The following is a 14,177-nucleotide window of genomic DNA, read 5'->3' as shown; positions in this document are numbered from 1 at the left end:
AAAAAGGAGCAAGTAGAATGTTAGAAATCGGGAAAAAAGAATTTTGGTTCGTCGTAGGATCACAGCACTTATATGGAGAAGAAGCATTACAAGAAGTACGGGACCATGCAGAAGAAATGGTCAAAAGCTTAAATGACAGCTCAAAGCTGCCTTATCCAGTTGTTTTACAAGAACTCGCTGTTACTGCCGATACGATTACGAAAATCATGAAAGAAGTCAACTATCGGGATGAAGTCGCTGGGGTGATCACCTGGATGCACACCTTCTCACCAGCAAAAATGTGGATTCGCGGCACGAAATTATTACAAAAACCATTGCTGCACCTTGCCACTCAATACAATGAACAAATTCCATGGGAAACCATCGATATGGACTTTATGAACTTGAACCAAGCGGCTCATGGTGACCGAGAATACGGATTTATCAATGCCCGTTTGAAAAAGCAAAATAAAATCGTTGTCGGTTATTGGAAAAATGAAGCCATCCAAAAAGAAATTGCTGCTTGGATGGACGTGGCAGTCGGCTACAATGAAAGCTTCCAAATTAAAGTCGCTCGTTTTGGCGACAACATGCGTAACGTTGGGGTGACGGAAGGCGACAAAGTCGAAGCACAGATCCAATTTGGTTGGACCGTTGATTATTTTGGGATCGGCGATTTGGTACAAGTTGTCGATGCGGTGACTGACGAAGAAATCGATGCACTCTTTGAAGAATACAGCCAGCTGTATGATTTCGATTATGGCGATTACGACAAAGAAGAGTGGGCACGTCATGTCAAAGCACAAGCCAAACAAGAAATCGGTCTGCGCCGCTTCCTTGAAGCAGGCGGCTATACGGCATTTACCACGAACTTTGAAGACTTGTATGGTATGCAGCAGTTGCCTGGTTTAGCTGTACAACGCTTGATGGCAGAAGGCTATGGGTTTGCCGGTGAAGGGGACTGGAAAACAGCCGCTATTGACCGCTTGATGAAAATCATGGCTCACAATAAAGCGACTGGCTTTATGGAAGACTACACCTATGAGCTGACACCAGGAAAAGAAGCCATCTTGCAATCCCACATGATGGAAGTCGATCCGGTATTAGCAGCCAGCAAACCAAAAATCGTGGTTTCGCCATTGTCGATGGGGGATCGTGAAGACCCAGCCCGGCTCGTGTTTGACGGCCAAGGCGGCGAAGGTGTCGTGGTTTCGATGGCCGACTTTGGCACTCACTACAAATTATTGATCAATGAAGTCGATGCCTTTGAGCCAACTGAAGAAGCACCAAAACTACCGGTTGCACGAGTAATGTGGACGCCAAAACCAAACTTCCACGATGGCGTCAAACAGTGGATCGAAACAGGCGGTGGCCATCACACCGTTGTCTCACTTGTCCTAAATTCTGATCAGATCGAAACATGGGCGAAACTTGTAGGATTAGAATACGTAACGATCAAATAAGTACCCAATCACAAAAGGAACCGTTGGCGATGCCGGCGGTTTCTTTGCGTTTTTCTTAAGCTTTCTTGCCTTCTGGCTGTAAAGTGCGGGCAAGCAAACCCTTGAAAGCACCAGCAATCAGCAAAATTGACTTTTAAATATAGGGGGCATAGACTTTTATGTAAGAGTGGAACAATGGACTAAAAGGAGGAGCACAATGAAGACAACCTACGATACACCAGAGTATTATCAGAAAATGAACGCTTGGTGGCGAGCAGCCAACTACCTTTCCGTTGGTCAGATCTATTTGAAAGACAATCCCTTATTGCGCCGCCCCATCGAAGAAAAAGATTTAAAAGTGAATCCAATTGGTCACTGGGGAACGATCGCAGGACAAAATTTTATTTACACCCATCTCAATCGCGTCATCAATAAGTACGACTTAAACATGTTTTATATCGAAGGACCAGGCCATGGCGGACAAGTCATGGTTGCGAATGCTTATTTAGACGGCAGCTACAGCGAGATCTATCCAAAAGCCACCCAAGACGAAGTAGGGATGAAACATCTATTCAAAACCTTCTCTTTCCCAGGTGGGATCGCTTCTCATGCGGCACCTGAAACGCCAGGTTCGATCCATGAAGGCGGCGAGCTAGGCTATTCCATCGCCCACGCTACCGGAGCTATTTTAGACAATCCCGATGTCATTGCAGCAGTAGTGGTCGGTGATGGTGAAGCCGAAACCGGACCATTAGCGGGCAGCTGGTTTTCAAATACCTTTATCAACCCAGTCAATGATGGCGCAATTTTGCCTATCTTGCATTTGAATGGCGCCAAGATTGCCAATCCAACGATTTTGGCTCGTAAAAGTGACCAAGATCTCACGAAATATTTTGAAGGCATGGGTTGGACCCCTTATTTCGTAGAAGGGGACGATCCAGAAGCCGTTCATCCGCAATTGGCACAGAAGATGGATCAAGCCATCGAACAGATCCACGCGATCCAAGCAGAAGCCCGCAAAGGTTCTGCGGAAGAAGCCGCTATGCCTCATTGGCCTGTTTTAATCGTTCGCACACCAAAAGGGTGGACTGGACCGAAAGTCTGGGATGGCGAGCCGATTGAAGGGGGCTTCCGTGCCCACCAAGTGCCGATCCCTGTCAATGCGAAACATATGGAACACGTGGATGCTTTGACGGATTGGCTGCAGTCTTATCGTCCAGAAGAGCTTTTTGACGAAAACGGCCGCATCAACGCTGAGATTCAAGAATTGGCGCCAAAAGGGGAGCAACGGATGGCTGTCAACCCAATCACCAACGGGGGGATCGATCCGCAACCGCTACGCTTGCCAGATTGGCAAGCACATGCCATTGCGATTGAGACACCAGGGGAAACGACGGCCCAAGATATGATGGTCTTTGGGAAATTTGCCCGTGACATCATCAAAGAAAATCCTGACAACTTCCGCATTTTTGGCCCAGATGAAGCCAAATCCAATCGGTTGAACCATGTGTTCGAAGTCACGGACCGCCAATGGTTGGAGCCAAAACATCCTGATTATGATGAATGGCTGTCTTCAGTGGGCCGTGTGATTGATTCACAATTATCAGAACATCAAGCAGAAGGCTTCTTGGAAGGCTATGTGCTGACGGGGCGTCATGGCTTCTTTGCCAGCTACGAGTCATTCCTAAGAGTCGTTGATTCTATGATCACGCAGCACTTCAAATGGTTACGAAAAGCCCATGATCTTGACTGGCGCAACCCGTACCCCTCATTGAATTTGATCGCTTCATCAACGGTCTTCCAACAAGACCATAATGGGTACACCCACCAAGATCCAGGGATCATGACCCATATTGCAGAGAAAAAAGCCGACTTTGTGCGGGTCTACTTGCCAGCCGATGCCAATAGCTTGATGGCTGTCATGGCAGAAACGCTCGCTTCTGAAGAAAAGATCAATCTAGTGGTCTCTTCGAAACACCCACGTCCGCAGTTTTATTCGGCGGATGAAGCGAAAGTGCTTGTCAAAGATGGCTTGAAAGTCATCGACTGGGCATCGACGGATGAAGGACAAGAACCGGACATTGTGATCGCAGCTGCCGGGACGGAACCAAATTTGGAAGCTTTAGCTGCTGTTTCGTTGCTGATTGAAGCCTTCCCAGAGTTGAAAGTCCGCTTCATCAATGTGGTCGATCTATTGAAATTGCGTCGTCCAGAAGTCGATCCTCGGGGGTTGAGCGATGAAGCATTCGAAGCCTACTTTACGAAAGACAAACCGATCGTGTTTGCTTTCCACGGGTATGAAGGACTGATTCGCGACATCTTCTTTGGCCGTCGCAACCAACAGCTTCATATTCATGGGTACCGAGAAAATGGCGACATCACGACACCGTTTGATATGCGGATCCTTTCTGAATTGGATCGCTTCCACTTAGCCAAAGACGCCGCCGAATGGGTCTATGGAGAAAAAGCAACGGACTTTGCCAAAAAAATGGCAGACACCGTTGCGTATCACCATGACTTTATTCGAGAAAACGGCTATGATATCGCCGAAGTCGAAGAGTGGGAATGGAAACCATTGCGTTGATTTTTTCTCCACAACATCAGCGAAAGATAATTTAAGAACAGAAGAAGACCAAACAGTACAAAACGATCCGCAACAGGGTCGGGACGCCTTACCAAGGAAGCCCGACCGACTGTCTGCGGATCGTTTTTTTAAAAGACGTCGAAACCGTAATTTTTGATATGCTGTTTCAACAAGGCGAGATAGTCCAAAGCCATCTCGCTCAGTTCCATTTTCTTGTGTTTGAGGTAACCTAGGGTCATCGCATCATCGACTTCCAAAGGAATCGCAACGATTTTTTCATCATTCAGCTCACTGCTGATGATCCCAGAGCTGATGGTATAGCCGTTGAGACCCACCATCAAATTGAAAATCGTGGCACGATCGCTGATGCGAATGTGTTTTTTGCGTTGTAAAGTGCTTAAAATCTCTTCAGAAAAATAGAAAGAATTGGTTTCCCCTTGTTCGTACGACAAATAGGTATAAGGTTCCAAATCAGCTAATGTGATGCTTTTTTTCTGAGTCAGTGGATTTTCTCGGCCGATGAAGACGTGGGGTTTGGCTTCAAATAAAGGAATGAATTGCAGGTCTTTTTCGTGGATCAAACGGGTGAGGACCGTCGTGTTAAAATCATTCAGATAAATGACCCCTAATTCGCTCTTAAACGTCTGGATATCATCCAATACATTTTGTGTTTGTGTCTCCCGCAAGGTGAATTGAAATTCATCTTCCCCTAACTGTTTGACCAGCTCCACGAAGGCGTGGACGACGAAGGCATAGTGCTGCGCAGAAACACTGAAAACGTGCTTGCGATGGCTGTCTTTGCGAAAGCGTTCGTCCAAGAGATTGACTTGGTCTAAAACATTTCGAGCATAGTTGAGAAAGGAACGGCCATCATCGGTCAAGGTCACCCCTAATTTACTGCGGTAAAACAGCTGCAGATCATACTCTTTTTCCAACTCTTTCATGGCTTGAGAGAGGGAGGGCTGACTGATGAAAAGCTGTTTGGCGGCTTCGTTGAAAGAGCCGGTCTCTACGATTTTTTCCAAATATTCAAGCTGCTGGATACGCATGGGAAGCAACCTCCTTTTTGTGTTATAGGTATTGCCTATGGAATATATAAGTTTATAAGTATTATCTATAGTATAAGATGTTTGCTAGAATAAATCTAACAATTTTGAAAACTTTGTATAGGAGGAATGGATATGGCAACAGACAAATTTCAACTTGTGGGGTCATTATTACGACCACAAGATTTATTGGACTACAAAAATCAAATCGAGCATCGGGAGGATATCCACTACCCGTTTTATGATGCGTTTCCTGGCTACCAAGAAACGGAAGCAAAAGCGATCGCTGACATCATTACAGCGCAAAAAGAACACGGCATCACAGTCATCACAGACGGCGAACACGGTCGCTCGATGTGGCATCTGGATTTTCTCTGGGGATTAAAAGGCGTTGAGCGCTATATCTCCGATCATGGATATGCCTTTGAAGATTTGGACGGTGGACATTTTGAGACGCGTAAAGACATCGGCATCCGAATCACAGAACCATTATCTGGCAAAAACCATCATTACTTGACATTGTTTAAAGAAACCAAACTCCAAGCTGGCGACCTGCCAGTCAAAATCACCGTCTGGGGGGCTGCCCACGCCTTTACCGAGCTGACTGTCTTTAACGACCTCGTTGGTGAAGGTCAGGTGTATCCAACGAAAGAAGCTTTGCGGGAAGGGCTGCTTAGCGCCTACAAGGAATTCTTGCAGGAATACCGAGAAGCCGGTGGTGAGATCGTTCAGTTCGATGATTGTTTATGGGAATTATTTGCCGAAGACAATGACAAGAGCTTCTTCACCCAAGGCAATGACGGCTTAGAAGCGTTAGCCGATGAATTCGTGGCGATCAACAACGAAGTCGCTGATTACGCCCACGAATTAGGATTAAAAGTCTGGACCCACAATTGTCGTGGCAATTACCAAAGCCGCGCGGCAGCCAGCGGTACTTACAAAGCGATCGCCGAAAAATTCTTGCGTGATCAGCATTATGACCGCTTTTTCCTAGAGTGGGACGATGACCGTGCCGGTGATATCTCGGCTTTAGAAGCGCTGAAAGATCGTCCAGAAGTGGAAGTTGTCTTAGGCTTATTATCCAGCAAAACCGCCACATTAGACGATGAAGAGCGAGTGATCGCCTTATTAGACAAAGCTAGTCAAATCATTCCTAAGGATCGGCTTTATCTTTCTCATCAATGTGGCTTTGCCTCTTGTGACTGCGGCAATGAGCTTTCGACTGAGCAACAATGGGCAAAAATCAAGCAAGGGCAAGCCTTAGCTGAAGCATACTTCGGTTAAGCAGTTGCGTCTTCTTTTCCCTGAATCTTCCCCTCGAAATCGGTGCATGCGACAAAGTTTCGAAAATTTCAGAAAAAATGTTTGACATTTTCTTTAAGAGCGAGTAAAGTAAGACACAACTTAATGAAACAGACATCGAAAAGAAGAGTAGCAAGGCTTGCTGTTTGAAGAGAGTCTCTGGTTGGTGCAAAGAGATAACGCATGGTTGTGAAACACATCTTGGAGTCGTTTTTCCGAAAGAAAAGTAGGAGAGACCGGGTTTGCCCGTTACAGCAGCAGTCATTGATTGATGACTTTCTGAGTTCAGTTGCTGTGAAGCACTGATAAACAAAGGTGGAACCGCGTTGATAACGTCCTTTAGCTGTAATGGCTAGGGGACGTTTTTTTTTCTCTTTTTTTGCGGCTCACCGAAAACCGAAAGTGGAAGGATCACAAGGACTGCACGAGGCCTTTTCCTGCGAAGGAAAGGCAAATTGAGGTGGAACCACGTATCAAGCGTCCTCTGGCAAATGCCAGTGTGCGCTTTTTTTGTTTCTTTTTTAGAAAAATGAAACTTGCCAGTTGCCCCTCACCAGCCAACGCACAGCGCCACATAAGCGTCGGAGAAGCCGTCGCTAAGCTGTATCGCTGCTAATCGAAATTGAAACCTATCAAGGAGGAAGTCACCATGTTTGAGTATTTAGTCAATGTTATGCCCCAACTGATTTCAGGAACTGGAATCACCGTTAAATTGTTCGCACTGACCTTAATCGGGTCCATTCCCTTAGGCATTTTGTTGGCCTTTGTTTTAGCCAGTCGCCTGCGTATTTTGAAATTGATCGTGCAAGTCTACGTTTGGTTGATGCGAGGAACGCCTTTATTGCTACAGTTGATCTTCGTATTCTACGGTCTGCCGATCTTAGGGATCGTCTTTGACCGCTTTGAAGCAGCCTTGATCGCCTTTATTATCAATTACGCTGCTTATTTTGCTGAGATTTTCCGTGGGGGGATCCAATCGATTCCAGCCGGACAGTACGAAGCCGCGAAAGTCTTGCGTTTGTCCCCGATCCAAACGATCCAAAAAATCATCATCCCACAAGTCGTCAAGATCACCCTGCCATCTGTCGGCAATGAAGTCATCAATCTTGTCAAAGACACATCCCTCGTTTACATCTTAGGCTTGTCAGACGTGATGCGAATCGGGAAAATCGCCATGGAGCGAGACAGTACCTTACTTCCGTTAGTTGGGGTCGGCTTGATCTACTTGGTGATGACGGGCGTCTTCACGTTATTGTTAAAACAAATCGAGACCAAACTGGACTATTACCGTTAGGAGGAACCACGTATGTTAGAACTAAAACAAGTATCAAAATCATTTGGCGCCAAAAAAGTCATCGATCAGCTAGACTTGACGATCGAAGACGGCAGTATCTTAGCAGTGGTCGGTCCTTCCGGTGGCGGGAAAACCACCTTGCTTCGGACACTAGCAGGGTTAGAAACGATCGATTCTGGGAGCTTTTTACTAGATGGCAAAGCCTTTGATCCCACCGACACAAAAGAACAAGAACAAGTCGTCGGTGTCGTCTTCCAAGACTTCCAATTGTTTCCCCACTTGTCGGTTTTTGAAAACATCACTTTGGCACCAAAAATGGTGCTAAAACAAGACAAAGCCGCGTATACAGCAAAAGCCGAACAGTTGGCAGAAAAACTAGGGTTAAGTGACCTATTAGCCCAATATCCCTTCCAATTGTCCGGGGGACAGCGGCAACGAGTGGCTATCGCACGAGCAATGGCGATGAATCCCAAAGTGTTGGCCTATGACGAGCCTACCAGTGCCTTAGATCCAGGCTTGAGACAGCAAGTCGAACGGCTGATCTTGGATCTGAAAAAAGAAGGAGTGACCCAGATCGTGGTGACCCATGATTTGGTTTTTGCCGAAAATATCGGCGATCAATTATTAAAAGTAGCAGGAGAATAAGGGGGAGAACAAAATGAAAAAATTACTATTGACGGGAATCGCAGCAGCAAGTGTATTTTTATTAGGGGCGTGTGGCAGCAGCAATGACACCACAACCAGTGCCGCTGACAAAGAAGAAGTGATCGTCGGCCTAGACGATACCTTCGTACCGATGGGCTTTAAAGACGACCAAGGCAACATTGTTGGGTTTGATGTGGATTTAGCCACAGCGATTTTGGATCTAACAGGAACCAAAGTCAAATTTCAACCAATCGATTGGTCCATGAAAGAAACCGAACTAAGCAATGGCACCATCGATATGATCTGGAACGGGTATACCAAAACCTCAGCTCGTGAAGAAAAAGTATTGTTTACAGATACTTATATGGAAAATAAACAAGTCTTAGTCACAGCGAAATCAAGCGGCATTACTAGCTTTGATGATATGGAGGGCAAAGTCTTAGGTGCCCAAGAAGGTTCTTCTGGTTATGAGACCTTCAATAACCAACCGGAAGTTTTGAAGGATCTCGTAGACGGCAATGACGCAACCTTGTATGCCAGCTTTAATGAAGCCTTTATCGATCTAGAAAACGGTCGGATCGACGGTCTTTTGATCGACCGCGTCTACGCAGAATATTATTTGACTCAAACAGGCAAAACCGATGACTTCAACGAAATCGAAAGTCCTTTTGAAGCAGAAGATTTTGCTGTAGGTGTGCGGAAAGACGATCAAGCCATGGCAGATAAAATCAATGATGGTTTGAAAGAATTGCAAGACAATGGTACCTTTGCTGAAATCTCTGAAAAGTGGTTTGGCGAAGACGTCACACCAAACTAAAAACAAGTCAACAAGAGGCACTGGCTGCTTAGCGGCTGGTGTTTTTTTCATCATTTAAGAAATTTTCGCGTAAATTCCAGCACCTAACCAAAATTTCTCACAGGAAAACTTTTGTTCGCCTTCTTTTTTCGTTATAATAGGGAAAGATGAAAAGAGGGATAGAAATGGCGCAAAAAAAACGCGCAAAGAAAACGCAAAACAAAAAAACAACAAAAACAGCAAGAGAAATTAATGCTGGTCGGCGTCGGCCTGCTCTTTGTCTTGTTTTCGATATTTGGCTTTTTCCATTTAGGTTTTTTAGGAACCTTGATTGCCAACGGGTTTCGGATCGTTGGCGGAAACACGTACCAATTTTTGAGTGTTGCCCTAGCCGCTTATGGTGTCTGGTTAGCGATCAAAACGACCGATGCTCGATTTAAGAGTATTCGGCGAGTGATTGGCTGTGTATTGGTGTATTTTGGTTTACTGATCATCCTCCATGCGCAAATCTTTAGTAATGTGGTGGGAGAACAAGCCAATATCTTCCAAACGACGTGGATGACGCTGTTAGGCGATATCCGGCGCAGCCAAGTGACCCAAAATGTCGGGGGCGGAATGATTGGCGCCATGCTTTATGGGGCAACCTATTTTCTTGTTTCCCAGATCGGCAGCTACATTATCGCTGTTTTACTCATGCTGATCGGGGCGTTCTTGTTCAGCCAAATGAGCAGCCACGAGTTAGTCGAGCACCTGCAAGCAGCTGGTGACAAGCTGCAGCGGTTGTTAGAAGGCTCTCCAGAAAAGCAAGCCGAACGAGAAGCCCGCAAAGCGGAACGAGCAGCAGAGAAACAAGCGGCGAAAGAAGCCAAAAAAGAAGCCGAGCGAGCAGCAGTCATGGCGGAGATCAAAGAAAAGAATCAAGTCCGACCAATGACAGAAGACGAAAAATCAGCAAAAGAACAGCAGATGCAAGCCCCAGCTGATTTTGAACCAGAGCAGCTGAGCTTTGTACCCATCGATCACTTCCAGGAATTGCCGCAAGCGGCGGGACCAGAGGCCGCTCAAGCACCACATCCAGCAGGAAACAAACCGGGACCAAGCAAAAAGGTCAATGAAGACGGGGAGATCCTCGATGATGATGGTGAAGTATTGGAATTTGAGATTTCGGAAGAAGCTGAAAATCGTGATTATGAATTGCCTTCAGCGCAATTACTCGATTCGATCCCTTCAACGGATCAAAGCAGCGAGTACAAAAAGATCGAACAAAATATCGGTGTGTTAGAAACTACCTTCCAAAGCTTCGGTGTTGACGCAAAAGTCGTCAAAGCCAGCTTAGGACCAGCAGTAACCAAATTCGAAGTTCAACCAGCAGTAGGGGTCAAAGTCAGCAAAATCGTCGGGTTGACCGACGATATCGCCTTGGCCTTAGCTGCCAAAGATGTGCGGATGGAAGCGCCGATCCCAGGGAAATCATTGATTGGGATCGAAGTTCCAAACAGTGCAGTCAGCATGGTTTCATTCCGAGAAGTGATCGAAGCCCAACCAGATCATCCAGATAAACTATTAGAAGTACCTTTAGGACGCGATATTTCTGGCCGTGTCCAAACGGCAGACTTAACGAAAATGCCCCATCTCTTGATTGCCGGATCGACTGGGAGCGGGAAGTCCGTAGCCATCAACGGTATCATCACCAGTATTTTGATGCGGGCAAAACCCCATGAAGTCAAATTGATGATGATCGACCCGAAAATGGTTGAATTAAATGTTTACAATGGAATTCCCCATCTCTTGACACCTGTCGTGACCAATCCCCGCAAAGCGGCGCAAGCGTTGCAAAAAGTGGTCAAAGAAATGGAAGAACGCTACGAAAAATTTGCGGCAACTGGGGTCCGAAATATTACTGGCTACAACGATTTAGTGATCAATAAGAATTTAGAAGATGGCGAAAATCGTCCGATCTTGCCATTCATTGTGGTGATCGTCGATGAGTTAGCTGACTTGATGATGGTTGCCAGCAACGAAGTCGAAGATGCCATCATTCGTTTGGCACAAATGGCGCGGGCAGCGGGTATCCATATGATCCTGGCAACGCAACGACCAAGTGTGGATGTCATTACAGGGATCATCAAAGCCAATGTTCCATCACGGATGGCCTTTGCTGTTTCCAGCGGTGTCGATTCGCGGACCATCATTGATGGGAACGGGGCCGAAAAACTGCTGGGACGCGGCGACATGCTGTATCTGCCGATGGGTGAGAACAAACCGATTCGGGTCCAAGGGGCCTTTATTTCCGACCAAGAAGTCGAACGAGTGGTTGAATTCGTGACCGATCAGCAAGAAGCCAATTATGAAGAAAAAATGATGGTCACTGAGGAAGAAACGAGTGCTGGCAGCAGCGGACAACCGCAAGATGAGCTATTCGAAGATGCCAAAGCTCTTGTGGTGGAAATGCAGACCGCCAGCGTTTCTCTCTTGCAGCGACGTTTTCGCATCGGCTATAACCGAGCGGCTCGGTTAGTGGATGAATTAGAAGATCAAGGCGTCGTTGGCCCTTCTGAAGGCAGCAAGCCACGGAAAGTCTTGATCGAGCCGCAACCAGAAGACATTCCTACCTTTGATGAATAAGGAGAACAAGACCAATCCAATGAGAGAAAGGCGAGATAGCAATGAAACGCAAACACATTCTTTACCGTGATGTTGCCGATAAGCTCAAAGAAGACATCATGTCGGGTCGCTACCCGATTGGTTCGTTTTTACCGACGGAAACAGAATTGGAAGCTACCTTCAATGTCAGCAAGATCACTGTCCGCAAAGCCATCGAATTGTTAGCGGCAGATGAGTATGTGGAAAAACGCAGCGGACGTGGGACGACGGTTTTAAGCAATCGCCCCTACAACAAGCTGTCAAAAGGCACGACGTTTAGCCAATTGCTTGAAAAGACCGGCAAGGAATACACAAAGAAAAACCTCAGCTATGAATTAGTCGAACTTGCGCCTGAACACCCTGCGTATTCTTTGATGGGCAAAGAAGTCATGCGTTTACGTCGCATGTACTATTTTGACCACCAACCCTTTATTTACTATGAGTACCATTTGCCAAAGCAACTAAAGGGAACCTCCATCGAGGTCTTTGAAGAAAAATCATTGTATCGCCTATTGGATGAACATCGAATGATCATCGATCGCTTTCAAGATGCGTTTGTGGCAACGACGTTGACTGAAGAGCAACAGAAGTTTATGATCACGCCGGAGGTCGCTGCCTTGAAACGAACCCGTTATTCGTATGATCTACAAGGAGAAGTGGTAGAATATACAGAAGGGATCTATAACACTGCATTGCATCCGTATATGATCGAATTTGAAGCCTAGTCATTGATTAGGCTTTTTTAGCAAAAAGTGGTACCAAAATCAGAAGTGGAGCGTGAAATACATGAGAAAAATCGCCTTTTTAGGAGCCGGTAACATGGCAAAAGCTATCATTAATGGCTTGATTGCAGCAAAGCTGTATGAACCAGCAGAGATCTTGGTTTATAATCATCGCTACGAGCCGACTTTGGCACAATTAGAAAAAGAAACCGGGATCACTGGGACAACAAAGCTAGCGGATGTCACAGAAAAAGCAGAAATCTTCGTCTTAGCAGTCAAACCTTTTGTCTTTCCCCGCTTGCTTGCTGATTTAAAAGCAGGATTGACTGAGGAACATTTACTAGTATCCATTGCCGCGGGCGTGACGATCGCGCAAATGGAAGAAATCATCGATGCGCACAAAATCGTGCGGGTCATGCCAAATACCCCCGCACTTGTTGGCGAAGGCATGTCTTCTATCAGCCCCAACGGCCAAGTAACGGAAGCCGAAGCCAACGAAGTCAAACAGCTTTTTGAAAGCCTTGGGAAAGCCGAGCAAGTACCAGAAAGCATGATCGATGCAGTCATTGGTGTCAGCGGTTCTTCGCCAGCCTACACGTATTTGTTCATCGAAGCTTTAGCAGATGGAGCAGTGGCAGAAGGAATGCCGCGGCCGATGGCGTATGAATTTGCTGCTCAAGCGGTATTAGGCGCAGCGAAGATGGTACTAGAGACGAAGGAACACCCAGGTGTTTTAAAGGATCGTGTCAGCTCGCCTGGAGGCACAACGATCCAAGCAGTCAAAACATTAGAGGAAAATGGCTTTCGTGCGGCTGTCATCAAAGCAGTGCAAGCAGCTGCTGACAAAAGTCGGGAGATGTCTTGATCCCCAGTGAGTGAGGAAAAAATCTTAGCAAAACGAAGGAGCGTTTATGAAAGAACTTTTGATTTTTGATTTTGATGGATTGTTAGTCGATACCGAAAGAGTCTATTTTGATGGGTGGTTGGCTCTATTTAAAAAGTATCAGCTTCCGATTACAGCCGCTGATATTTTTGGTTGGCGTGGTCAAAGTTGGCAACAGACTGCCACTAAATTAGCCGACCTCGTAGGTGGTCAGCAGCGGGTGCAGGAATTACGAGCAGAACGGGAAGTCTATATTGCCCAGCAAATAACCGATGGCACCTTCAAAACTAAACCCTATGCGAAAGAAACCATTGCATTGGCTCGGGAGAAAGGCTTCCAAACGGCACTAGCCACCTCGACGATGAAAAAAAGAGCCTCTGAATTGTTGGCGCATTTCGATTTGTTGCAGGCCTTTGACTATCAGACCTTTGGCGATGATGTCTCCGCCCATAAACCTGATCCCGCACCTTACTTGCTGACTTTAGAAAAAGCGCAAGTCGCAGCAGAAAAAGCATTAGTCATGGAAGATTCTCTTGTGGGAGCAACAGCTGCGACACGTGCGGAGATCGATGTTGTGCTGATTCCCGATCAAAGCTTTGATCAAGTCTATTCCCCAGAAGAGAAGGCCGGACTTCAGTTATATGGCGAAGCTACCTCATTGAAGTATGTGTATGAGTTATTGGCAAAGGATCAACTGAAATAATACCTAAAAAAGCTTCCTTTTTCGTTGCAAGAAAAAGGAAGCTTTTTTTGTATAAGAAAGGCCTGATAAAAAAACAGTTCAAAGGATATGAGTGGTTTGTTTTTCGCCATCATGGTAAAGTTAAAGAAAGTTTAACAA

At 46.1% G+C, this 14,177-nt stretch carries 11 protein-coding genes and 1 other annotated feature; of the genes, 10 read left to right on the top strand and 1 reads right to left on the bottom strand.

The window, feature by feature from the left end; genetic code table 11:
• Positions 1–17 precede the first annotated feature (17 nt).
• The gene (araA, locus tag FJU10_RS02515; RefSeq protein WP_034878099.1) at positions 18–1,442 is read left to right on the top strand and encodes an L-arabinose isomerase; all 1,425 of its coding nucleotides are present in this window, start codon (positions 18–20) and stop codon (positions 1,440–1,442) included.
• 196 nt (positions 1,443–1,638) lie between these two features.
• Complete coding sequence (locus FJU10_RS02510; protein ID WP_008376128.1) at positions 1,639–4,005, top strand: phosphoketolase; 2,367 nt, start codon at positions 1,639–1,641, stop codon at positions 4,003–4,005.
• Positions 4,006–4,133: 128 nt separating this feature from the next.
• Here FJU10_RS02510 and FJU10_RS02505 read toward each other — a convergent pair whose 3' ends face one another.
• Positions 4,134–5,054: a LysR family transcriptional regulator gene (locus FJU10_RS02505; protein WP_005227268.1), complete on the bottom strand. Its 921-nt coding sequence runs from the start codon at positions 5,052–5,054 to the stop codon at positions 4,134–4,136.
• A 126-nt stretch (positions 5,055–5,180) separates the two neighbouring features.
• Here FJU10_RS02505 and FJU10_RS02500 point away from each other — a divergent pair, with 126 nt between their 5' ends.
• The 8 genes from FJU10_RS02500 to FJU10_RS02460 all read left to right on the top strand — a co-directional run bounded on the left by FJU10_RS02500 (position 5,181) and on the right by FJU10_RS02460 (position 14,039).
• The gene (locus FJU10_RS02500) at positions 5,181–6,335 is read left to right on the top strand and encodes a cobalamin-independent methionine synthase II family protein (protein WP_189372220.1); all 1,155 of its coding nucleotides are present in this window, start codon (positions 5,181–5,183) and stop codon (positions 6,333–6,335) included.
• A 126-nt stretch (positions 6,336–6,461) separates the two neighbouring features.
• Positions 6,462–6,696: a binding site (T-box leader), on the top strand.
• 306 nt (positions 6,697–7,002) lie between these two features.
• The gene (locus FJU10_RS02490) at positions 7,003–7,647 is read left to right on the top strand and encodes an amino acid ABC transporter permease (RefSeq protein WP_010748717.1); all 645 of its coding nucleotides are present in this window, start codon (positions 7,003–7,005) and stop codon (positions 7,645–7,647) included.
• A gap of 12 nt (positions 7,648–7,659) precedes the next feature.
• Positions 7,660–8,292, top strand: a complete 633-nt coding sequence (locus tag FJU10_RS02485) for an amino acid ABC transporter ATP-binding protein (protein ID WP_140965094.1) — start codon at positions 7,660–7,662, stop codon at positions 8,290–8,292.
• Positions 8,293–8,305: 13 nt separating this feature from the next.
• A complete protein-coding gene (locus FJU10_RS02480) occupies positions 8,306–9,109 on the top strand; it encodes an amino acid ABC transporter substrate-binding protein (protein WP_140965093.1) in 804 nt (267 codons plus the stop codon).
• A 231-nt stretch (positions 9,110–9,340) separates the two neighbouring features.
• Complete coding sequence (locus tag FJU10_RS02475) at positions 9,341–11,713, top strand: FtsK/SpoIIIE family DNA translocase (protein WP_140965092.1); 2,373 nt, start codon at positions 9,341–9,343, stop codon at positions 11,711–11,713.
• Between the two features lie 41 nt (positions 11,714–11,754).
• On the top strand, positions 11,755–12,456 hold the full coding sequence (locus FJU10_RS02470) for a GntR family transcriptional regulator (RefSeq protein WP_005232219.1): 702 nt from the start codon (positions 11,755–11,757) through the stop codon (positions 12,454–12,456).
• A 61-nt stretch (positions 12,457–12,517) separates the two neighbouring features.
• Positions 12,518–13,318, top strand: a complete 801-nt coding sequence (gene proC / locus FJU10_RS02465) for a pyrroline-5-carboxylate reductase (protein ID WP_140965091.1) — start codon at positions 12,518–12,520, stop codon at positions 13,316–13,318.
• Between the two features lie 46 nt (positions 13,319–13,364).
• Positions 13,365–14,039 carry an HAD family hydrolase gene (locus FJU10_RS02460; protein WP_140965090.1) on the top strand — a complete coding sequence of 225 codons (675 nt, stop codon included), beginning with the start codon at positions 13,365–13,367 and terminating at the stop codon, positions 14,037–14,039.
• The last annotated feature ends 138 nt before the right edge of the window (positions 14,040–14,177 follow it).

This window comes from Enterococcus sp. OL5 (assembly GCF_006491895.1).
GTDB classification, from domain to species: domain Bacteria; phylum Bacillota; class Bacilli; order Lactobacillales; family Enterococcaceae; genus Enterococcus_D; species Enterococcus_D innesii.
The sequence above is the reverse complement of the archived record's forward strand: the minus strand, read 5'-3'. Positions and strand labels throughout refer to the sequence as shown.

Excerpts from the sequence above, each read along its gene's own strand:
- araA (WP_034878099.1), top strand. The coding sequence starts at position 18 with ATGTTAGAAATCGGGAAAAAAGAATTTTGGTTCGTCGTAGGATCACAG.
- FJU10_RS02510 (WP_008376128.1), top strand. The coding sequence starts at position 1,639 with ATGAAGACAACCTACGATACACCAGAGTATTATCAGAAAATGAACGCT.
- FJU10_RS02505 (WP_005227268.1), bottom strand. The coding sequence starts at position 5,054 with ATGCGTATCCAGCAGCTTGAATATTTGGAAAAAATCGTAGAGACCGGC.
- FJU10_RS02500 (WP_189372220.1), top strand. The coding sequence starts at position 5,181 with ATGGATATGGCAACAGACAAATTTCAACTTGTGGGGTCATTATTACGA.
- FJU10_RS02490 (WP_010748717.1), top strand. The coding sequence starts at position 7,003 with ATGTTTGAGTATTTAGTCAATGTTATGCCCCAACTGATTTCAGGAACT.
- FJU10_RS02485 (WP_140965094.1), top strand. The coding sequence starts at position 7,660 with ATGTTAGAACTAAAACAAGTATCAAAATCATTTGGCGCCAAAAAAGTC.
- FJU10_RS02480 (WP_140965093.1), top strand. The coding sequence starts at position 8,306 with ATGAAAAAATTACTATTGACGGGAATCGCAGCAGCAAGTGTATTTTTA.
- FJU10_RS02475 (WP_140965092.1), top strand. The coding sequence starts at position 9,341 with ATGCTGGTCGGCGTCGGCCTGCTCTTTGTCTTGTTTTCGATATTTGGC.
- FJU10_RS02470 (WP_005232219.1), top strand. The coding sequence starts at position 11,755 with ATGAAACGCAAACACATTCTTTACCGTGATGTTGCCGATAAGCTCAAA.
- proC (WP_140965091.1), top strand. The coding sequence starts at position 12,518 with ATGAGAAAAATCGCCTTTTTAGGAGCCGGTAACATGGCAAAAGCTATC.
- FJU10_RS02460 (WP_140965090.1), top strand. The coding sequence starts at position 13,365 with ATGAAAGAACTTTTGATTTTTGATTTTGATGGATTGTTAGTCGATACC.